The organism is Klebsiella quasivariicola, from assembly GCF_002269255.1.
GTDB classification, from domain to species: domain Bacteria; phylum Pseudomonadota; class Gammaproteobacteria; order Enterobacterales; family Enterobacteriaceae; genus Klebsiella; species Klebsiella quasivariicola.
In genome coordinates, this window is record NZ_CP022823.1 from 3386408 (window position 1) to 3406132 (window position 19725).

Annotated in this window: 22 protein-coding genes and 2 pseudogenes; 7 read left to right on the forward strand and 17 right to left on the reverse strand. The window is 49.0% G+C overall.

What is annotated here, in order from left to right; all coding sequences use genetic code 11:
- Window positions 1-39 precede the first annotated feature (39 nt).
- Window positions 40-594: a toxin YdaT family protein gene (locus B8P98_RS16890; protein WP_017898969.1), complete on the reverse strand. Its 555-nt coding sequence runs from the start codon at window positions 592-594 to the stop codon at window positions 40-42.
- A 2-nt stretch (window positions 595-596) separates the two neighbouring features.
- On the reverse strand, window positions 597-818 hold the full coding sequence (locus B8P98_RS16895; RefSeq protein WP_004147982.1) for a transcriptional regulator: 222 nt from the start codon (window positions 816-818) through the stop codon (window positions 597-599).
- Between the two features lie 180 nt (window positions 819-998).
- Here B8P98_RS16895 and B8P98_RS30510 point away from each other — a divergent pair, with 180 nt between their 5' ends.
- From B8P98_RS30510 to B8P98_RS16925, 7 genes are all read left to right on the forward strand, one after another.
- Entirely contained in the window at window positions 999-1343 is a 345-nt protein-coding gene (locus B8P98_RS30510) for a transcriptional regulator (RefSeq protein ID WP_223168509.1), read from the forward strand.
- Between the two features lie 272 nt (window positions 1344-1615).
- Window positions 1616-1738, forward strand: coding sequence for a hypothetical protein (locus tag B8P98_RS31820; protein WP_016529975.1), 123 nt, complete (start codon window positions 1616-1618; stop codon window positions 1736-1738).
- Between the two features lie 420 nt (window positions 1739-2158).
- The gene (locus B8P98_RS16905; protein ID WP_016160636.1) at window positions 2159-2353 is read left to right on the forward strand and encodes a DUF1482 family protein; all 195 of its coding nucleotides are present in this window, start codon (window positions 2159-2161) and stop codon (window positions 2351-2353) included.
- A 42-nt stretch (window positions 2354-2395) separates the two neighbouring features.
- Window positions 2396-2740, forward strand: coding sequence for an Rrf2 family transcriptional regulator (locus B8P98_RS16910; protein WP_014228879.1), 345 nt, complete (start codon window positions 2396-2398; stop codon window positions 2738-2740).
- Between the two features lie 141 nt (window positions 2741-2881).
- Complete coding sequence (locus B8P98_RS16915; protein WP_023316673.1) at window positions 2882-5020, forward strand: 3'-5' exonuclease; 2139 nt, start codon at window positions 2882-2884, stop codon at window positions 5018-5020.
- Between the two features lie 52 nt (window positions 5021-5072).
- Window positions 5073-5318 carry an excisionase gene (locus B8P98_RS16920; protein ID WP_012542206.1) on the forward strand — a complete coding sequence of 82 codons (246 nt, stop codon included), beginning with the start codon at window positions 5073-5075 and terminating at the stop codon, window positions 5316-5318.
- Window positions 5299-6426 carry a site-specific integrase gene (locus tag B8P98_RS16925; protein ID WP_014228877.1) on the forward strand — a complete coding sequence of 376 codons (1128 nt, stop codon included), beginning with the start codon at window positions 5299-5301 and terminating at the stop codon, window positions 6424-6426. Before B8P98_RS16920 ends, B8P98_RS16925 begins: the two co-directional genes overlap by 20 nt.
- 117 nt (window positions 6427-6543) lie before the next feature.
- On the opposite strand, the pseudogene B8P98_RS16930 reads toward B8P98_RS16925, so the two are convergent.
- The 15 genes and pseudogenes from B8P98_RS16930 to B8P98_RS16995 all read right to left on the reverse strand — a co-directional run.
- Window positions 6544-6711, reverse strand: a pseudogene (locus B8P98_RS16930) (isocitrate/isopropylmalate family dehydrogenase); the annotation flags it as partial.
- Between the two features lie 163 nt (window positions 6712-6874).
- Complete coding sequence (locus tag B8P98_RS16935) at window positions 6875-7201, reverse strand: S24/S26 family peptidase (protein ID WP_049026370.1); 327 nt, start codon at window positions 7199-7201, stop codon at window positions 6875-6877.
- Between the two features lie 2 nt (window positions 7202-7203).
- Complete coding sequence (locus B8P98_RS16940) at window positions 7204-7443, reverse strand: DNA polymerase V (protein ID WP_095033240.1); 240 nt, start codon at window positions 7441-7443, stop codon at window positions 7204-7206.
- A 410-nt stretch (window positions 7444-7853) separates the two neighbouring features.
- Window positions 7854-8276: a site-specific integrase gene (locus tag B8P98_RS31685; RefSeq protein ID WP_001333465.1), complete on the reverse strand. Its 423-nt coding sequence runs from the start codon at window positions 8274-8276 to the stop codon at window positions 7854-7856.
- 77 nt (window positions 8277-8353) lie between these two features.
- Window positions 8354-8497: pseudogene (locus B8P98_RS16950) on the reverse strand (helix-turn-helix domain-containing protein); the annotation flags it as partial.
- Between the two features lie 15 nt (window positions 8498-8512).
- A complete protein-coding gene (locus B8P98_RS16955; protein WP_095033241.1) occupies window positions 8513-8737 on the reverse strand; it encodes a class II holin family protein in 225 nt (74 codons plus the stop codon).
- A gap of 81 nt (window positions 8738-8818) precedes the next feature.
- The gene (locus tag B8P98_RS31825) at window positions 8819-8947 is read right to left on the reverse strand and encodes a hypothetical protein (protein ID WP_256660827.1); all 129 of its coding nucleotides are present in this window, start codon (window positions 8945-8947) and stop codon (window positions 8819-8821) included.
- Window positions 8948-9310: 363 nt separating this feature from the next.
- Window positions 9311-9559 (reverse strand): hypothetical protein, encoded by a 249-nt coding sequence (locus B8P98_RS31915; protein ID WP_323807386.1) that lies wholly within the window; start codon window positions 9557-9559, stop codon window positions 9311-9313.
- Window positions 9541-10521 (reverse strand): IS5-like element ISKpn26 family transposase, encoded by a 981-nt coding sequence (locus B8P98_RS16960; RefSeq protein WP_020806188.1) that lies wholly within the window; start codon window positions 10519-10521, stop codon window positions 9541-9543. The genes B8P98_RS31915 and B8P98_RS16960 overlap by 19 nt, the downstream gene beginning before the upstream one ends.
- Before the next feature lie 260 nt (window positions 10522-10781).
- Entirely contained in the window at window positions 10782-12779 is a 1998-nt protein-coding gene (locus tag B8P98_RS16970) for a right-handed parallel beta-helix repeat-containing protein (RefSeq protein ID WP_095033243.1), read from the reverse strand.
- A gap of 57 nt (window positions 12780-12836) precedes the next feature.
- The gene (locus B8P98_RS16975; protein ID WP_095033244.1) at window positions 12837-15905 is read right to left on the reverse strand and encodes a host specificity factor TipJ family phage tail protein; all 3069 of its coding nucleotides are present in this window, start codon (window positions 15903-15905) and stop codon (window positions 12837-12839) included.
- On the reverse strand, window positions 15902-16282 hold the full coding sequence (locus B8P98_RS16980; RefSeq protein ID WP_095033245.1) for a nitrite transporter: 381 nt from the start codon (window positions 16280-16282) through the stop codon (window positions 15902-15904). The genes B8P98_RS16975 and B8P98_RS16980 overlap by 4 nt, the downstream gene beginning before the upstream one ends.
- Window positions 16283-16291: 9 nt before the next feature.
- The gene (locus tag B8P98_RS16985; RefSeq protein WP_023317177.1) at window positions 16292-16774 is read right to left on the reverse strand and encodes a DUF1833 family protein; all 483 of its coding nucleotides are present in this window, start codon (window positions 16772-16774) and stop codon (window positions 16292-16294) included.
- Window positions 16771-17241 carry a hypothetical protein gene (locus tag B8P98_RS16990; protein ID WP_004207036.1) on the reverse strand — a complete coding sequence of 157 codons (471 nt, stop codon included), beginning with the start codon at window positions 17239-17241 and terminating at the stop codon, window positions 16771-16773. Before B8P98_RS16990 ends, B8P98_RS16985 begins: the two co-directional genes overlap by 4 nt.
- Window positions 17241-19673 (reverse strand): phage tail tape measure protein, encoded by a 2433-nt coding sequence (locus B8P98_RS16995; protein ID WP_095033246.1) that lies wholly within the window; start codon window positions 19671-19673, stop codon window positions 17241-17243. Before B8P98_RS16995 ends, B8P98_RS16990 begins: the two co-directional genes overlap by 1 nt.
- Between the last annotated feature and the right edge of the window lie 52 nt (window positions 19674-19725).

Below are 19725 nucleotides of genomic sequence, written 5' to 3' on the forward strand. Positions count from 1 at the left end.
ATTAACCAGCTGGTGCTGGTGGTCATTGTCAAAACTCGATTAGAAAAACTGCGGCGCTACGGCGCTAATGCTCGCCAGAAGTGGTCCCGCCGCATCTGCAGGAAGCATGTTAAAAAGTGCAATTGCTGCCTCCCGAATTTCACGCTCTAACTTCTGCAACGGAGCACCAAGCAATTTTGCCTGGTGCGCTTCGCTACACTCTTTGATTGCTTGAGCCACCAGCTCGCTTTCAGTCAATCCACGTTTCAATCCGTGTTTGCGCGCAATCTCAATAGGCATCGCATCAGCGATCGCTCCTGAAAGCTGCATGACGTAGCTGGTGTACTTCTCTGATCCGGATTCGTTTTTCAGGTAGCGGTACAGATTCTGTTTATTGACGTTTATTCCGCGACCGTTTTGTTTTCTCCATTGCTCATCCACCAGCTGCGCGATGTGGTCCTGTGCACGTCCAGGTAAAGTCGACTCCCATTCCTGAACGGCAGCAAAAATTGCTCTACTCTTCATCCGAGCCCGGCGTAGACCGGAAAACTGATTTTCTGAGTTCAGTTGCAGGCCCATTACCGGGTTATGATTTTTAAAAGAGATGGTTTGCATGCTTACTCCTTCGGTAATCCATCCGTTGGGTTTGGGTAGAGATCTGGTCTGAGTTCATGCGGAGTAACTTTCCACTCCAATGCCTTACTGACTTTCAGAACCAACTCGCCGGGAACTTTATGTTTGAACCAACCATTTACTGTTTGTGCTCGCCGATTAAGCCGCCGTCCGATTTCCGATTGGCTACACACGGCAAGTAATTTTTTTTGAAGTGATGGCTTCATACGTTGCCCCACTAAAAACTGTAAATTTGAATTACAGTTTAATCAGTTTATTTCGATAGTGTCAAATCATTCGATATGAGGCCTGAAGAAAAAATCTGTATAATCTTTCTCATGTGTTTGTTTGGGTGGATGAAGATGAACTTTGGTGTTCGACTGCAACGAGTCTTAGATGAGATAGGAATGTCTCAATCAGAACTGGGGCGGAGGATCGGTGCGACATCCCAATCAGTGAATGGCTGGTGTCAGGCTGGAATCCTTCCCAGAAAAGAAATGCTTGAGCAACTTCCTGATATAACAGGAAAACCTTTGTATTGGTTTTTCATGACAGATGAAGACGAAGAGACGCTGCAGCCGCCAAGATCGGAAGATATCTATGTCCTTACCCCGGAGACCAAAAAGCTCATAGAAATTTACGATCAGCTTCCTCAAGTGGAGCAAGAACGATTCGTCGGGTTAATGCAGTTAAGGTTGGAAGAACTCGATGCTTTCATGAACGAATATTTAATGAAACGAAAGAAAGACTAGAACAGCCTTCCCCCCCTTCATAAGCGCCGCCTTCGGGCGGTTTTTTTGTGCCTGCTCCCCACCTCACATCCAATTCTGAAATTTAAATCATCAGTTTTAATTGACAGCTGTAGTTTATATCGATAATACTATCTCCGTCCTATGACGTCATCGAGGCAGGAAGCCCACGTAGTAGCTGCCGGCGGCATACGAAACACCGGATGAGATGACAGCAATATCAATCGCAGCAGGTTCAACGTTCGGCTGCCCGGCCTTAAGGGAAGGAAATGAGTATGGATAAAGCATATGAAGACTATTTTGAAAACCTCTCTGAAGGTGAAGAGGCATTGAGTTTCAGCGAGTTTACCGCAGCACTTTCAGGTAAGCCGGCAGACTGCGCCTCCTCTGAAATGTAATGGAAATCCTGCGCGCTTCGTGGTGGTGAATTGCAGGGTGAAAAAGCTCACTCGTGAAGATCAGCGTCACGACACCACCGACGAAGCGCGTCGAAGTGGTGAAAATAAAAAATCTGGGTTTGCAATGCGGTGAATGCGGCTATGCGCACGCGACACAGTTAAAAAAGTAAACATGGCGGTTATTCACACGTTGTGGGGAAAAAGTTGTCGGCGGTAGTTGTTAACTGGCTGCCGTCACCGGGAGGCACCCGGCGCCGCATTGCAAAACCACATCCTAATACTGAGTTAACTGGAGATAACTATGAAGGATTTTGCCCGAGTACCTACCGGGAACCAGGCGACCCGCCTGAACTGGTTCGAGGTGAGACTTCGCCAGCTGTGTTACTTGCTGGCGCAGAAAGGAAACCCTGAGGCTGAGGCATGAATACCCTGTTTGCCCTTGTCATCAGCGTATGTGCTCTCACTGGTGAATGCTCTGATGTTCTGATCGGTGTTTATCCATCAGAGGCCAGTTGCAACAGCAACGCCGATGAACAAAAAGTACAGGGCCAGTGCCTCCCCTACCGAAATGCACAAAACATGGCTGACGACCAACAGCCTGCAGTGAGTTTTTGAATCGAGTTTTGACCAATGGCCGTTACGGCCGGAGAAGTGATTATGGAATTTGGAATGAAACGCGTTCTGGCATCTGTCCAGGCCGCCGCCACTTTGAATAAGCTCTATGACGGCTCGCCCGTTTCACTGACGGCCATCAGTAAAGAGTCAAAGCTGTCTACTTCATACCTTGAGCAGATCTTCAAAAAGCTGCGGGCGGGTAACCTGGTAATTTCACAGCGTGGCCCAGGTGGTGGTTATAGCCCCCGCGGCGATGACATCACCGTTACAGAAGTGATCACTGCGGTATCTAAACTGCCAGCCCATAAAACTTTTGAGCCTATCCTGCGAGCGCTTGACGACGTTCGCGTATCACAGCTGCTGCGGGGCGATTCGCCAGCCCCATAAAGCACAAAACCCGCGCAAGGCGGGTTAAGTACCCGGTCAGCCGACCAAAGCTTTCCGGAATCGAGTTTTGACCAATGACCACCACCAAGGCGGCTGCCATCAGCTGCCGGGTATCTTACAATCCAAAGGAGCCCAAACGCAATGAACAACTACCCGTATCTCATTAAAGCGAAGGCAAAAGCAAACGAAGCGAAAAGTCTCTTCTGCTGGTTCTCTGCTAAATCCGATTCTCGCGCCGAGCGCAAAATCCTGGACATCCTGGAAGACGCTGAAATTAACGTTGGCCGCGGCGCCAGCCATCAGCTGCCGATCCGCACCAACTGGCTCATCGTTGATGACTTACCGGAAGAAGGTGTACTGGATGACACCTGGTGCGATCGCTACGAGCTTGGTGGTGAAGACGGGCTGACATGGCAAAAAATCGTTGCGCCAGCGGCTGCTGAACCACAGCCCTCCAGTAAACCAGAAAACGATATCTCTCCTGCAAATAGCGATGAAGAGGACTATTCGAACAATGAAGAAGCACTCTTCAACCTGGCGGAAATGTCATTCCGCACGCAGCTGCTTGCCCAGTATATGGCCGACGAGCGTCACGTGTATCACATTAGCATTCCTCATCGTAACCGCCTTTCAGCGATGGAAATGGATACGGATAATCACGGTGTGCAGAATCTGCTGCTGACGGCAGAAAATATTCCGGAGCTTAAAAAATATGATATGCCTGGCCTGTGGAAATTTACCAGTGCATTTAAGAGCGTATTTCCTGTGGGGAAACGCCATGAGCTCGGCAAGCAAATTCAGTTCGCCAAATTGTGGCTTGAAACGTCGCACATTGACCGCGGGATCCTTACAAAGGAATGGGCTGCTGGAAACTATATCACCTCAATAAACAAAACCGATGCCGGCGCCAATGCTGGCGGCGGTAACAAAACTGACCGCAATCCGGATTATCAGCATTCGCTGGATACTCTGGATATAGAGATCGCTCTTGCAACGATGCCTATGGATTTTGACATCTATAATTTTCCGGCATCAGTCCACCGCCGCGCGAAGGAAATAGTACAGAAGAAAGAAAGTCCATTTAAAGAATGGTCTGCAGCATTACGGAGCACACCAGGCATCCTTGATTATTCCCGTGCAGCGATTTTTGCACTGATCAGGGAAGCATCCAGTGGAATAACTCCTTTTCCAGATCGGTTGCGTGGCTACATCAACGCGAATCTGACTGAACATAAGCATGATACCCCGAGCGCTGAGACGCTTACCAAGGCGGGACATATTCCATCTGCTGCAGTCACTCTGGATGCAACAAACCAAGTAATCGCCGGAGAGGATAGCAGCGCAAAACTGGAAACACTCTCCTCCGACATTAAAGCAGTTGGTGCCGAACTGGTAAAAGAGGCTCAAAAGCAACGTCCGGACGCTAATCAGGTTCTGGCCGCCGAGCGCGGCGAATATGTTGAAGGGGTTAGCGACCCTACGGATCCGAAGTGGGTAACCGAAGACCTTACCAAGACCAGGCAGCCTGAAGTTTCAAAAATTGGGGACGGAGTATTTTCCATTGAAGGTCTTGTTGACGTTACGGGCAAGGTTAACCAAAAAGAAAAAACAGATGAAGTTGTTCATCAAACGGATTCTGTAGATATTGAATCCGGTCATCATAATAAGGAGGAAGATCAGCCAATTGATTATGTTCACGTTATGGTTGATCTGGAAACCATGGGTAAAAAACATAACGCCCCTATCGTCGCTATTGGTGCGGTTGTTTTTGACCCGGCAACCGGCTCTATTGGAGAAAGTTTCTATAAAGTCGTATGCCTTGAATCCTCCGTGAACTGGGGCGCCGTAATCGATCCATCTACTGTTATCTGGTGGCTTAGACAGTCCTCCGAAGCACGCTCTGCGATCGTAAATGATGATGCTATCCCGTTGCAGGATGCATTACTCCAGTTCAGAGAATTTGTTTCTGATAATGTTGCTGGTGGGAGCAAAAAGGCGCAGGTATGGGGTAACGGTGCGTCATTCGACAACTCTATTCTGCGTTCTTCTTACGATTGCATTGCTGAAGATTATCCGTGGGAATACTGGAACGATCGGGACGTACGAACAATGGTAGAGCTCGGCCAAGCCATTAGCTTCGACCCCAAAACAACGATCCCGTTTGAAGGGTCTCGTCACAATGCCCTCGCTGATGCTATTCATCAGGCACGCTATGTATCAGCGATCTGGCAGCGAATAATTGCCGGCAATCAGGTGCTGCAAAAATTGATGCAAAACTGATTTTGTATTTTCAGATACTGGCCCAGCAATGGGCCATGATGAGGTAAAACATATGCTCCAGATGTTAACCCTTGAAGAGTGGGCAAACGAGAAATACAGAAGCAATCCTCCAAGTGTTTCCACTCTCAGGAATTATGCTAAACAGAATATGTTTTCTCCCCCAGCCAAAAAAGAAGGTCGATTCTGGCGCGTCAGGGAGGATGCTGAGTTGGTCGGTACATTGACCACTCCTGTAGTAAAGAAAAGCGACCCTGTTCTTTTGCAGAGGATTTTGAACGATGGCTGCCAGACCACGTAAAAATAATATATCTATTCCAAATTTATACCCGCTCTTCAGCAGAAAGGTTAATAAAGTATACTGGCGTTATAAGCACCCGATAACTGGTAAGTTTCATAGTCTAGGAACAGACGAAGCAGAGGCCACGGCAATAGCTATTGAAGCAAATAAAAGACTGGCGGAACAACAAACCCGCCAGATAATGGCAATCACTGACAGAATTTCCACCAGCTCAGGAAAATCAATATCAACTAACACCTGGCTTGAACGTTACTGGAAGATTCAGCAGGAAAGATTGAAGTCCGGAGATATTAAAGAAAACACTATCAAACAAAAAGCAAAACCAGTATCTCTGCTTAAGGAACGGGTAGGAATGAAATTAATATCCGCTGTCAATGTTCGAGATGTTGCGCAAATTCTTGATGAATATTTAGCGGAGGGACAACCCAGAATGGCTCAGGTCATTCGCTCTGTCCTAATAGATGTTTTTAAAGAAGCTCAGCATGCGGGAGAAGTACCTCCTGGTTATAACCCTGCACTAGCAACTAAACAACCTCGTAGAAAGATCACTCGCCAGCGCCTCACTCTTGAGGAATGGCAAAAGATTTTTGATATAGCCGATGAAAATCACAAATACATGGGGAACGCCATGCTTTTAGCCATAGTAACAGGACAGCGACTAGGTGATATATCCCGTATGAAATTCTCGGACATCTGGGACGATCATCTACACGTTGAGCAAGAGAAAACCGGAAGCAAAATCGCTATACCATTAGCTCTGCGTTGCAACGCAATCAACTGGAGCCTCCGAGATGTAATCAGTCGTTGCCGGGATTATGCAGTAAGCCCTTATTTGGTTCATTTCTTTAGAACCACCTCACAGGCTGAGCGAGGAGCACAGGTGAAACCCAGAACACTGACCATGAATTTCAGCAAGGCAAGAGACAGTGCAGATATTGACTGGGGACAAGGTACACCGGCAACTTTCCATGAACAAAGATCGCTTTCCGAGCGGTTATATAAAGCCCAAGGTATAAACACGAAAGATTTACTTGGACATAAAACTCAACAACAAACGGATAGGTACCATGATGATCGTGGGAAGGGGTGGACAACGGTGGCCTTATGAGGTTTTTCGGGAGGGGTTTTGATAACTTGTTTTGATAAAATTTTGATAACCGTTCGAAAACTAATAATAAAAACGGGAACCACCAGGTTCCCGTTCTGACATAATCTGGGGGCCAGATTACATGTTCGCGATAATCGCGTCGCCAAACTCTGAACATTTCAGCAGTTTAGCGCCTTCCATCAGACGTTCGAAGTCATAGGTTACGGTCTTGGCGGCGATAGCGCCTTCCATGCCTTTGACGATCAGGTCTGCGGCTTCGAACCACTGCATGTGGCGCAGCAATACCTACCACAAAAACAGATAAGATATTGTTTTTATTATTTATTATATTAGTTTAAAGTAAATTTTTTACCTCAAGTATCCATTTTCAACCCATTGATTTATCTTATGTAATTCTTCATTTTGGGGAATGTATATCTATCAATATTCATGCTCACGGTTCTTTGTCTCACAACACTGGACAATCATCATCATCCTTCCCTGTCCGATTGATAACGAATGTCACTACCCCGACAACTGTAACATCATCCAGGGACTCACCTTCCAGCGCTTCACCGTCTCGTGTAATAAATGCCCGGCCCATAATTTTTGCAAAATCAGTGCCGCCGCCGTATTGAATTAAAACGGTATCTCCTTGCTTTGGTTTACCGGAAACATCGACTACGGTGTAACCAGTTTCTGTCTGAACGAGCCTAGTATTTGGGCCGGTACCGCAGAGTGAATCAACGGTCAGACGCCGTTCAACATAGTCAGCAGATGGTGATGGAAAGCCCACGATTACAGCCCTCCATTTGGGTTGTAAAGCTGGAACGTGCGATCGTCACCTTCCTGAGTTGAGACGTCGCGGAATGTTGTCACGTAGACTTCTATCCACTGGTTAGCCTGCTGTGGCGACCAGTGCCAGTTATATCTCTCCAGTTCCTGCAGAAATCGCTTGGTGGTGAGGATGCGCTTTCCGTTAGGCAGGATATCTATTGCGTTACGGCAGGCCGTCTCGATTTCGTATAAACGCGGCATACTTTCCCCTGTCAAATTTACTGTATATAAATACAGTAAACGCATGTGTGCAGCAGATCAATATTGGCAGTGGCTATCAATGATCGGCGCTGACGTAACGCATTGATGCCTCAATTCGACTGGCAACATTGAGCAGGGAAATATTTATAAATCGTATTCACCCCCTCCGAGCACATAGGTCACAGACAGAATGTTTTAACTGCTCAGACCAGAAATATCTGGAAGCTTTAGGCATCTTCATGGAAGATAGACGAGCGCAAAGACGCACACAGCAATGATGTTATGTAGTATTTTCCCCTTGAGTGTGCCTGCTCAAGGGGATTTTTATCGCCGTATTGTACTGGCAAATATTTGTAAATCGTCTTCACTCCCACGCCTGTCACATCGGCCACACGCTATTGGACAGGCGCTTAGTCCGGTATATTTCTCGCGCTACTACTGCTTACGTTAACGTCTGGTAATGATCTAGCGGCGCGACGTAAAGCGGCGTTGAAAGCAATTATAGTGACCGGCCGGCGATGGTACTTCACACGGTTAGAATGACTCTGAAATAAATAAACATCTTCTGGATAGCGTTCTCTTCTACGAGCAATCATCGCCTCCACTGGAGGGGTTGATTTAACACGTAGCTCCTTCAGGTGACCCTGTTTTCGTATCAGTATCAAGTCACCATCAATATCATCATATCGAATACTCAGCAGCCTTCCAGCGCTTAAACCCGTGTGAAAAATTAACGCCCACAAGTCAGCCCATGTATCTGAGATGGAAACAAGATTGCTGTTAATAGTTAAAAATTGCTCAAAACTTATTGTTTTCTTACCGTTCACGAACAAACCAAACTGTTTTCAAAGCTGAATGAATTGATTAAGCCAAACGTAACATATCAGGAAAAGTAGTGAAATCTTTGTCTTCAAGTCGCCGGGAGGTACTTGTAGATTGTTTTCACGTCTACACCTATTACATCAGCTACCTGCTGCCGGGTTGCGCCGTTCTCCAGCATCCGGCGGCAGCGATCCACAACATCAGGAGTCATTACCCGGCGGCGGCCGCCAGCATTGCGGCGCTGAACTTAGCTTTGTTGCTCATAGTCCTGTGCCTTCCGCCGGTCGTCTTTGATTTTGAAATACAGATTGGTGAGGTAGGTAAGCAGTCCAAAAACAATACTGGCCGGAACACCTATAGCCGCCCACTGGCTGGGGCTTACCTTATCGAGAAGTTGCAGCAGCCAGTAGCTGCCGCTGACGGTGGATGTGATATAGGACGCTCCCGCCGCCACATCCGGCAAATTCTTCATTCGCATGCCTTACCCCCATGGGGATCACTATGTAGAGTAGTGTGAGGGTAAGGTGTGGTTCAGGTCGGAATCCCGACCATATCAACCAGGTAGGATATCCAAATCAACAGCAAGCTTTTCAGCGTCGCTGATTTCAACATTGTTTTCTTCAATGGCTACTGATTCCTGCCGATACTCAAGATTTTCCTCTGACAGATAGTTTTCTTCCATTTATGCCCATCCTTTTGATTTAATGAATATGGCGACAAACTCCGAATTCACCTGCACTCCTGAACGAAGAGCATTATCTTGTCTATATTTCGAAGGGTACAACGAGTCATAACGTAGAGACCTTGGCGTAACCCCATTACTTACATCTGTAACATCAGATGTATAATTTGGGTTGGCGTTATTTTTAAAGTTTCGCAACATATCAACACCAGAAATTTCACAATAGTTATTTGGATACGCTTCCTTTAACTGAGCGTTATAACTATTAACTGTTTTATGTTATGTCAAACTTTCATTTCTCAAAGTTTTTTGTCTAACATATGGCAAAACAATAAAAGGAATAAAAGTAGATGATCCCGCCCGTTATGAGTTATATGCGCTTAGTTCCGGCGTAGGCCTATGCATCTTGATACTTATCTCTTCATTCTTCATAAGATGAGTCTTAGGGAAGGTGCGAATAAGCAGGTCATTTCTTCCCAAGCTGACTCGCTGATTAAAATTTCGCGGATCTGGGCCGATTTTTTTCCCGCAAACACATCGAATCAGCCTATTTAGGCTATTTTTTCCACCATTTCTGGCGTTATTTCCGGTTTTTACTGAGATCTCTCCCACTGACGTATCATTTGGTCCACCCGAAACAGGTTGGCCAGGGTGAATAACATCGCCAGTTGGTTATCGTTTTTCAGCAGCCCCCTGTATCTGGCTTTCACGAAGCCGAACTGCCGCTTGATGATGCGAAACGGGTGCTCCACCCTGGCACGGATGCTGGCTTTCATGTATTCGATGTTGATGGCCGTTTTGTTCTTGCGCGGATGCTGCTTCAAGGTTTTTACCTTGCCGGGACGCTCGGCGATCAGCCAGTCCACATCCACCTCGGCCAGCTCCTCGCGCTGTGGCGCTCCTTGGTAGCCGGCATCGGCTGAGACAAATTGCTCCTCTCCATGAAGCAGATTACCCAGCTGATTGAGGTCATGCTCGTTGGCCGCGGTGGTGACCAGGCTGTGGGTCAGGCCACTCTTGGCATCGACACCAATGTGGGCCTTCATGCCAAAGTGCCACTGATTGCCTTTCTTGGTCTGATGCATCTCCGGATCGCGTTGCTGCTCTTTGTTCTTGGTAGAGCTGGGTGCCTCAATGATGGTGGCATCCACCAAAGTGCCTTGGGTCATCATGACGCCTGCTTCGGCCAGCCAGCGATTGATGGTCTTGAACAATTGACGGGCCAGTTGATGCTGCTCGAGCAGGTGGCGGAAATTCATGATGGTGGTGCGATCCGGCAGGGCGCTATCCAGGGATAATCGGGCAAACAGGCGCATGGAGGCGATTTCGTACAGGGCATCTTCCATGGCACCGTCGCTCAGGTTGTACCAATGCTGCATGCAGTGAATACGCAGCATGGTCTCCAGCGGATAGGGCCGTCGGCCATTGCCCGCCTTGGGATAAAACGGCTCGATGACAGCGGTCATATTCTGCCATGGCAGAATCTGCTCCATGCGGGAGAGGAAAATCTCTTTTCGGGTCTGACGGCGCTTAGTGCTGAATTCACTATCGGCGAAGGTGAGTTGATGGCTCATGATGTCCCTCTGGGATGCGCTCCGGATGAATATGATGATCTCATATCAGGAACTTGTTCGCACCTTCCTTAGCTCACGACGCCAGAAAGGTATTGGTATACTACTATGGAGAACCCCACCGAAGCGGGGTTGCATGGCGTTAATTTCCCTATTCGCCAGAATCGTGCTGAGCACTTTCATCCTCAGCTTCCTCAGACTCTTTAATCACGTCAGCGAGAGTCTTACTTCTGTAGTCAAGTTGTTCTTCTGTCATTATAACCTCAATAAGTGCTCGCAACCTCAATTTCCCCAGTAATAAGAATTGTTGACGCAGCACCAACATAAGCCGCAGCATCTAAATTCCTAACCCCACCAGTGTCACGATAAACGATGATCTGGTCTTTATTCGTGCCGTCCTGGTACGCCTTCAAAGAACCTGTCATCGTGTTCCATCCAGTCGCGTTGTTGGCACTAACTAACGATATTCTGATGGTTGCACTGGACATTCCCGGAAGATAACCAAATACCAGATTCCCTGAAGGTGTGGACCCTGACAACGTCAGCTGCATGCTGAATCGCAAAACCTTATCGTTGATGCTGTAATAGCCCGTAGCCGCAGTAACTGTAACTCCTGTACCAGACAGCAAAGTCGGCTTGAACGTTCCTTGGAAGCGTGAAATCGTATTGTTGTACAACCGGTTTGCGTCGATGGACCACATATAATCAGCTGGAGTTCCGGTAACGGTATTGTGGACGTACTTCATGTTTGTGCCATTCAGCACTACGCGATACAAAGCTGATGCGTAATCAACAATAACCCTATTGTTGGATATAATTACCCCAGATATTGAAGTGCCACCAGTAGCGATTCCCGACGTGCTGCTTGATACATAGGATCCGAAAATACTCGCATAATTGCTTGTGATGCGGACCGAGTTACCATCAACGACAAAATCGTTAGCGTTAAACAGCCACAATTGCGGCTCTCTGTTATCGTAAATGACGTTACTTGTGATAATGTTTCTCAACACCGAATTTGTCGTGGAGACGGTGCCAGAAACCCCATTATCTATGCCACGGTTGAAGTTATATCTAATCGTGTTCCTTGAGATTATATTGTCGTAGCTGAGAGAGTTATTGCCCCCAATGTAGATTCCAGACTGTCCGTTATACTCGCATATATTATCAGCGATTAGCGAGTTGCTTAATCCTTCTGCGGTGATCCCGTCCCAATACGGTGATGAAGATGACCACGCCGATAAATTCTCATCAACAAAATGGTTGTTGCAGTAATTCCTGGTTATTTGATGCTTATCACCGCGAGCAGTAATCCCCATAGAGCAATACTGAACATCGCAAAACAAAATTTTGTTTCCGGTACCAGTACAGCGAATTCCATTGCTGAAGCCCATGACAGTATCATCGGGCTTTCCGTTTATGGTTAGCCAATTTATCGTGCAGTCTTTCGAGTTTGCCTGGAGAAATACGCCGTATATCTGAACCGCTGAAATGCTCCCCTGACCGCCCGTGTTGAAATAGACACCAAAGTTTTCAAGCCTTGACCCCACGCAAGCCATATTAAAAATAATGTGCATAGGTTCAGCGGGTGCTTTTTCCAGATAAACACCTGTTTCTGGCCCACCGCCACGGATTGTAACCCCATCCGGTATATCGAAAGACGATGATATTTTATATAGGGAACCCAATATTATTAATTTCACCGGGCCGTTTTTTGCGGCTTCAATGGTGCGATGAAGTGCAAATGAGAAATCATCATCGAGGGTTATATTTTCACTGAACATTTCAGGAGTCAGAAACCCTAGTCCACCAATCAGGCTTGCCCCATCGCTTGAACTCAGGTTTTGGCGAAGCGTATCACCATCCATCAGAACGAAGTGAGTAACGTCGTTAGCAAAGCTGGTTGCATCGGTTCCGGTGGTCGTAAAGCCGACGTCAGTAGCAGCATTCAGGCGGTAATACTGGTTGTTATAGCGAATGTACTGGTTACGGGCACTAAACTGGAATGGGCCATCCAGGTAATCACCCAGGAACACGTAGCCGGATGACAAGAGGAACTGCTGGAAACGAGCTTCCTGGCTAGAAATCTGCCGATCATGTTCCTGCTCCATCCCATACCGGGTTTTACCCGGCACCCCAAACCGGTTTTCCCACGTCTCATTACTGCGATCGTTTTCAAAATGATCCAGGTTCTCAGCGTTATCAAATAAATCCTTCACAGCTGCCGAACCCAGCGGGTTACCGGTTTTATATGTGGTCATGCTCGCCTCATTAACGAAAAAACCCGCCGAAGCGGGTTATGGTAAGTTATTCAAGTTTTATGCAACGTTGCCGGGATAACTGGCGTTGTCGTAGTCATAGAAGGACGCGCGGTACTCTTTGGCGGTAACCTGACACGTCCCGTCTGATTGAGGGGCAATCTCCTCAACAATGGCGTCATAGACATGACGCGTTGAGCCGCAGAACACCAGGCGGACTGGCTCAATGGCTGGTGAAGTCTGGTCAATCTTCAATGGGTCATCAAAATCACTCAGATGGGGAACGGACAACTGATAATCCCCCACTCTGCTCGCCACCATCAGACCGGATGCAGAACCATCCTGATAGCGGATCAGCGCACGGGGGTTTTCGAAAGACCAGTCCAGCGGCTCCGTAACGGTGAAGGTTGTCACGCCACCAGCCGTTGTCATCGCCTCCACCAGACAGGAAATCGTGTTGTTACCCGGAATATCATCCGTGAGCACGATGCGATCGCCTGTGTTGTAGCAGAGCGCATCCAGCTCGGTGGTGGTCTGGTATGTAAGCCGCTGCTGAAGATACTTCATCAGGCGACGCATGCCGATCTGGTAGGCGTGATCCTGATTGAGCACCCCATCGAGTTTGTAGTTCTCGATTTTCACCGGCGTGGGATTATCGGGTGTCCGACATTTAACAGTCTCCTCTGACCAGGTGACGCCGTTGATGTACGTCACGTCGACACCATCAAAATCATCGTCGGACGGCACGGTAAATCCGCTCTGCAGCTCCTCCACCATCTCATGCGGCGTTATGATCCCCGTCCAGGGCTTAATCCCCTCGCGGTTGACCGTCGCAAGGCCATCGCTTAACAGGAAGCGGGATTTCCCGGCATTGGCAATCATCTGCAGCATTTCCAGCGCCGAGATACTGTCGCCGGTGGCGAAATCGAAATTTTCGCCCCGTGGTGTCCAGTACGCTGATTCCAGCGCGTTGATGGTGTCAACATCCATTTCCAGCCCCAGCGAGTTACCGACATGCAGCAGAGCACCCGAGATAGTTCTGGCCGTTCCGGTTTCATAGGCCCGCGTGGCCACAACGTTTACGCGGCGGTCCGACTGAGCCGCCAGCTTCCCTCCCGTCTCGACGGTCACCGCCATCAGCGACACGCCGGGATAGGATGAAGGTCGTGTCAGCAGTCGCCCGCGCAGTGCCTGCCAGTACATCGAATCCCTGGCGTTGTTTGAGCCCTGCTCATTGCGCCGACGACAGCGAACTTCCACCAGCCCCGGAGAACTGAGCGTGATCCGCTCAGTAAAACCCAGCCCGTTGACGTTTTTCAGCGCATACTCGCCCTGGTGACTCACCCACCCCGATCCGGAACCGTAGACGCGATACTGTATCTCCCACTCAACGTGGCGAATCCGTTTTTTCCCCTTACTGTCAAAGCCGCAGATACCGTTCGGGAAGGAGAAATTCACCTCGAACATATCCACGGTTTCATTTTCAGGGCACACCAGGAACGGCCCCAGCCAGCTCAGCGTGTCATTGAGGCCGGTGGCTTCATAGTCGATCATCGTCCTGGCGGTGAATCCCGGCCATGACTCATCAATAGCACCGGAAACCAGGCGCGCCACTGTCGCCGTTGTGCCGTCGGACGAGACTATCTGATATTCGTTGCCGCGGTGAGCAAGGGAAAGCCGTTGCACACCTTCAGGCATGCCCGAGAATGCGGTTCCCGTAGCGCTGGTATAGGCGAGCGTCACGTTTGCCGTTACCGCCGGGCTGCCGCCGGTTGATGCCGTGCCGGAGGTGTAAACCGGGGCATCACCGAAAACGGCTGCAGGAAGCGAGGAGGATGTGATTGCCCCACCAACGAACGGGCTGGCCGCCTCGGTTATCAGTACGGTACCGCCGTTGTCCCGTGCGACCAGGCCGGAGCCAGTGAGCCCCTCGGTGATAGCCGCCAGCAGTCCCGACATCGAGATGTAGTTCGCTACCAGCGACACCGTATAGGTGGTGCCCTGCCATGTGATCATGAACGTACTGGAGCTGGTCGAAAAGTCGTAGGTGACAGGAGCCGCGCTGGCCTGAATTTTTGCCGCGCTGCCACCCTCGCCGGGCACCGCGTCCTGACCCGGGGTATAGGACGCAATGACGAGGTCATAATCGACACTGTTGAAACTCAGCGTCACTGGCATACCCGCTACGGGAGCAAGTTCGGTAAGCAACGAGCTGGCAAAGACACTGTAACCAGAAGAGGTGGATATCAGATAATTTGTCGGTGCCTTAATTTCGACTATGGCCCCGGTAACCCAGCTGTCCGGGAGAGAATTATCGTCCTCGTCGTCATCGTCAGCATCATCCGTATCAAGACCTGTAAAGGTTACGGATGCACCAGAAACCGTCATACTGTCAGCGATAATATCGTCGGAATCAGGCGAGGTCTGGGCCATGTCCAGCCCTGTTCCGCTTGATGTTCCACCGACCTCTGTCGAGTTGAACCAGTTCTCGCTGCGCTCATCGCCGGAAACATCCGCGCCGGGCGGAAAATAGGTGATGCTGAATCCCGGCAGCGTTGAAGCTGGCGTACTGCCAACCCGGATATCACCATTGGTATAAATCAGTTCACCGACACCGAGACACAGCAGCATCTGGACGCGCATTTTCGTAGGATCAGCAGCGTCGAACCGGGTCACAGGCTGGACCACATAATCAGGGTAGATGCGCACCCGGCCAAACACCTCGCGAATCGGATCACCCAGCTTTGCGGTATTTGCCTTCGCCGGGTTCAGGTCGAGACTGCGCCCTGTGGATGATGTATAGCCCCCCGTATCGATACTGCTCATCATAAACAGCGAATAAGCTGCTGCAGCAACGGAGATGCCGACACCTATCCACGCGATGGTGGCGGCCTCCAGCCCGAAGGGCACCGGATAAAGCCGGACATCACTTTCAGGGTGGATCACGCAAGTAGCCCACTCGCCTGGCGGAATGGACAGACCGTCAACCTCAATGGTTAACGGCGGTACATCCCGATCCTCGTAACCTTCAACATTCACCGCCAGCCAGTTTCGAAGGCTGGTTACGCCATGTTCATGCGTTTCGAGAGGTTCACCGGGAAGCCGGGACGGGTAAAAACGAATGGTCATTGCCAGAACTCCACTTTGACAAATCGCCGCTTAAACCGCGCTAACGGAAGAAACGTTACGTTAGAGCCTGGATTGCATTCCGCCACATGCAGCAGGCCATCAATACTGACGACAATCCCCACATGGGTGACGGTTGAGCCGGAATAGCAAGCTACGCCAGCCCCTTCGCAGGGGTCGCAGCGCTCCAGGGTAAGCATCATTTGACGCGCCTCCCGGTCGAGGCCGCCGTCGTCTTTCGTGACCCCGGCAAAATCAGGCCAGAGAGGCAAGCCCAAATCGCGGCGTATCTCGTTCACAATGCCAAAGCAGTCGAGCTGCGGGTATACGCGACCGCCCTTCAGCCAGGTGACTGAAAGGTATTTATCAGGGTTAAACATTGGGATTCCTTAGCTGATATAACGCAGACCGGGGAAGACCGGGAGCGTGTAGCGGTAACGCGGCCAGGCCATATCGAGGACATTCATATAGCCCGCAGTGATCTGCACCTCTGTAGCCGTCCAGTAACCCGACTTGATTTTCAGCGTATACGGCACTGCCGCAGGCGCGGCTAAATCCGTGGAGATAAAACTGCGGTATGTCAGCGATGCAGATAACCTGTTAGCCAGGGCATTGCGGATCGTCGTGGACACAACACCATCAACATTGCACAGGGCGAATTTCAAATCTTGCGTACCGTCCGCATTGCGCGCCGGCAGCGCAATGTCAATCGCGCAGGCGGTAAACGTTACGGTATCGCCGCTCTCCGTCGTCGCCGTAATATCCTCGTACCCCTGGCACAGGTAGTGAACATCTGAGCCAACGGTGATCTGCAGCGTTTCAATGATCACCTCCGGCCCGCTGCTGGCATACAGCCTGTTAAGTCTTGTCATGCTTCAGGCCACTCCCTGTTAACTGCAAGATCAAGAATATCGCTGTTCACAATGAAGTCAGGGAACTCGGCCCAGCCAGGCGGAAGGATTGGACGCTCCCATAATTCCAGCGTTGCACTATATCGCCAGTATTTACCGCCCTCTGGTGTCGGTCCCTCGTATATATCGACAAACCTACAGACATAATCTTGCGCACCTAAAGGGGTAAGGAGCGGCATGTTGAACCAGTCAGCCCCATCGGTAATGATGTCGCGGTACCAGGCTTCGAAAAGCTGTGCCTGACCATCAGTAAAGATCCATGAAACTGGCGTTTGAGTAGGAACCGAAGTATAAGCTCGCCTTTGTCGCCGCCTGCCGGTAACCATCGCTGTACTTTTTAGCGGAGAAGTCGCTTTAAGACCAAAGTTCTCCTTCAATGGGCAAGGGAGATAATCCTTCGGGTAATTGAGATTAGTTGAAATTGCCATCAGCTAATTTTCCTCCGCGAGGTAGTTTTCCCCATCAGAGCTCTATGTAAATCACCCTGCCCGGTAGCAATAGACTGAACCGCTTTTTGATACCCCATCTGAGCACCATCGGATGCAGCTTTCTTCATCATGGCGATTTGAGCATCAGAGGGATCGCCGTTGACATAGAAACTCAAACTCGGCGCATAGGTTGCCCCCCCTGTTGACTGGTTTGCTACTCGATCCAGAGTGGCATCAAGTTTGGCGCTGGTTTTAGCAGTCGTAACGCGCTCACCTTTCTGCAGTAGCCAGGTTCCTGTTTCGGGCACAGAGTCGATACCGTCATGAGCCTGGCCATGAAGCGCCGATCCAATAGCAGTCATGAACACGCCAGCAGCTGCCGCCGCAGCTATTGCTTGTGCAGGTGCAACAGCAGGACCAACATAAGGAACCCCTATCCATTGGGTGAAAGCATTCAATGCAGCCATGGCGACTTGCGCTGCTGCATATTGCAATAGCGCAGTTCCTACAGATTGAATAAACGTTGCTGCAAAATCTTGAGCATTTAATTTACCTGTTTCGGCCCATTGAACGATCATATCGGTCATGCTGCTAAATGTTTGCGCACCAACCTGTTGCATGGTGGAATACAAATCCATTGCGGCAGTTGCTTGTTCAGCAAACCCAGATATAAACCCAGCGTTATAATCACCACGCATCTCATCCTGCTGCTTATAGTAATCCTTCTGAATTTCAAGCCTTTGATTTAGAGCATCCTGCAAAGCTGATGTTTCAGAATCATACAAGCTCTTAGTTATATCACCAGATTGATACTGCTTTAATAAATCCTCTTTTTGTGATTCAAAGTCTAACTGAATGCTATTTAACTCTTGCGCCCTGCCTCTTTCTCTTGAGCCCGAATAACGACCAACAAACTCACTTTCATGACCCTGTCTAATTAACTTATTTTGGCGTTCAAGATTTGATGCAAATTCAGCTAACTTTGCATTTTCTTTGTTTATCCGAAGCTCTTCTTTTTTGGAATCGAGAACTTTCGCTGCATCTCGCAATTGCTCTTTTTGTGCTTCTGCTAATTTTTTAAGATTCCCACTGGAAATATCGAAGTTTATCTTTTCAAGCTCGGTAACTTCGGCTGTTTTTTTACCAGTCGTTTCAATCAGGGCGGCTTGCTTTTGTAAATCAAGCAGTCTATTTTTGAAAGCATTATCAGTAGGATTGCTTTTTGGTTTTGTTTTTGGCTGGTTCTGGTTAGACTCCCCTTTGCCCAACGAAAAATCATTATCTTTAGAAGTGTCAATGCCAAGCTCAGAAAGTAGAGAGGTGAGCCCTTTCGCTCCTCTATCTACCTGCTCCGGAGTCATGCTTGACTTTATCGCGCGAAGAAATTGAAGGCGTTTAGTTAAAAAGTCTAATTCGTCTTTTTGTTCCTTACTTTGATTCCCTCGTTTGTTAAGGAATTCAATGCGCTGTGCAATATCACTTTCATCAGCAGCGTTATAATTACCAGATACAGCACCGATACGAGAGCGGGTATAAGTAGCAATGGCCCCCAAGCCACCAGCAATACGCCCCACAACCCCGGCAAGGCTTATGGCTTCACCAACCAGGTCTGATAGCCCCTGAAGAACAGCAGGATCGGTGAAGACGTCACGAATGTCATCAAGCCCATCCTGCAATGGCGTAAGGTCAACCTTAGCCAGCCCCGAAGCAATTTCCATTTTAAGGCCGCGGGCGCTAGTCTCTATGTCCTGAAAGAACTGATTAACCTTAACAAGGTTATCAATATCTTCTTGCGGTGGAGCGACACCAAAATCTTTTGATAGCTGGATAAACTGTTTCAGCTTCTCGTTGTTGTTGTCGAACAACGGCAGCATTTTTGACAGGTCATTACCCAGGCTTTCGAGAATATTTGTTTTCCCGGCCTGAGTGGGGATTTTCTGTAATGCTTCACTGATTGCCATCAGCTGCTTGTCTGGGGATTGCTGAGCCAGCTTCTGAGCTGAAAGCCCCAAAGTATCCAGCGCCTGAGCTGCCTCACCTGATTTATTCAGGACCGCATCACCGACCTTATCATTAATGTCTTTGAAAATATCGGCTATGTTGTCACCGGTTAAACCGGCTTGTTCAGCAGCGTATTGCCAGGATAACAAATCCTGGGTGGACATTTTAAGAGATTTTGCCCAGCGATCAGCTTCTGTAACCTGCTGTGCAGTATTTTTAACTATGGCTAACCCAGCAGCACCAATGCCAACAGCTGCTGTAGCCGCCGCAGCACCCACAGCAATGATTGAAGAACTAACCTCTTTAGCATCCTTTTTTACTTGGTCACGCCACTTTTGAGAAGATCTTTCGGCTTTGTCCATACCCTGAACAAATCCACCCACTTTTGCGATCAGGTCGATTGTTAACGTACCAAGGGACTTGCCAGCCATTGAATTTTCTCCAGGCAATAAAAAACCCCGCAGGAGCGAGGTTTATTTTATG

What these genes read in the sequence shown, in the direction of transcription:
- B8P98_RS16955 (WP_095033241.1), bottom strand. Translation starts at nt 8,737, where the DNA reads ATGAAGAATTTGCCGGATGTGGCGGCGGGAGCGTCCTATATCACATCC.
- B8P98_RS16990 (WP_004207036.1), bottom strand. Translation starts at nt 17,241, where the DNA reads ATGGCAATTTCAACTAATCTCAATTACCCGAAGGATTATCTCCCTTGC.
- B8P98_RS16970 (WP_095033243.1), bottom strand. Translation starts at nt 12,779, where the DNA reads ATGACCACATATAAAACCGGTAACCCGCTGGGTTCGGCAGCTGTGAAG.
- B8P98_RS16980 (WP_095033245.1), bottom strand. Translation starts at nt 16,282, where the DNA reads ATGTTTAACCCTGATAAATACCTTTCAGTCACCTGGCTGAAGGGCGGT.
- B8P98_RS16995 (WP_095033246.1), bottom strand. Translation starts at nt 19,673, where the DNA reads ATGGCTGGCAAGTCCCTTGGTACGTTAACAATCGACCTGATCGCAAAA.
- B8P98_RS16920 (WP_012542206.1), top strand. Translation starts at nt 5,073, where the DNA reads ATGCTCCAGATGTTAACCCTTGAAGAGTGGGCAAACGAGAAATACAGA.
- B8P98_RS16895 (WP_004147982.1), bottom strand. Translation starts at nt 818, where the DNA reads ATGAAGCCATCACTTCAAAAAAAATTACTTGCCGTGTGTAGCCAATCG.
- B8P98_RS16960 (WP_020806188.1), bottom strand. Translation starts at nt 10,521, where the DNA reads ATGAGCCATCAACTCACCTTCGCCGATAGTGAATTCAGCACTAAGCGC.
- B8P98_RS16925 (WP_014228877.1), top strand. Translation starts at nt 5,299, where the DNA reads ATGGCTGCCAGACCACGTAAAAATAATATATCTATTCCAAATTTATAC.
- B8P98_RS16975 (WP_095033244.1), bottom strand. Translation starts at nt 15,905, where the DNA reads ATGACCATTCGTTTTTACCCGTCCCGGCTTCCCGGTGAACCTCTCGAA.
- B8P98_RS16905 (WP_016160636.1), top strand. Translation starts at nt 2,159, where the DNA reads ATGAATACCCTGTTTGCCCTTGTCATCAGCGTATGTGCTCTCACTGGT.
- B8P98_RS30510 (WP_223168509.1), top strand. Translation starts at nt 999, where the DNA reads ATGTCTCAATCAGAACTGGGGCGGAGGATCGGTGCGACATCCCAATCA.
- B8P98_RS16910 (WP_014228879.1), top strand. Translation starts at nt 2,396, where the DNA reads ATGGAATTTGGAATGAAACGCGTTCTGGCATCTGTCCAGGCCGCCGCC.
- B8P98_RS16915 (WP_023316673.1), top strand. Translation starts at nt 2,882, where the DNA reads ATGAACAACTACCCGTATCTCATTAAAGCGAAGGCAAAAGCAAACGAA.
- B8P98_RS16940 (WP_095033240.1), bottom strand. Translation starts at nt 7,443, where the DNA reads ATGCCGCGTTTATACGAAATCGAGACGGCCTGCCGTAACGCAATAGAT.
- B8P98_RS16985 (WP_023317177.1), bottom strand. Translation starts at nt 16,774, where the DNA reads ATGACAAGACTTAACAGGCTGTATGCCAGCAGCGGGCCGGAGGTGATC.
- B8P98_RS31820 (WP_016529975.1), top strand. Translation starts at nt 1,616, where the DNA reads ATGGATAAAGCATATGAAGACTATTTTGAAAACCTCTCTGAAGGTGAA.
- B8P98_RS31825 (WP_256660827.1), bottom strand. Translation starts at nt 8,947, where the DNA reads ATGGAAGAAAACTATCTGTCAGAGGAAAATCTTGAGTATCGGCAGGAA.
- B8P98_RS16890 (WP_017898969.1), bottom strand. Translation starts at nt 594, where the DNA reads ATGCAAACCATCTCTTTTAAAAATCATAACCCGGTAATGGGCCTGCAA.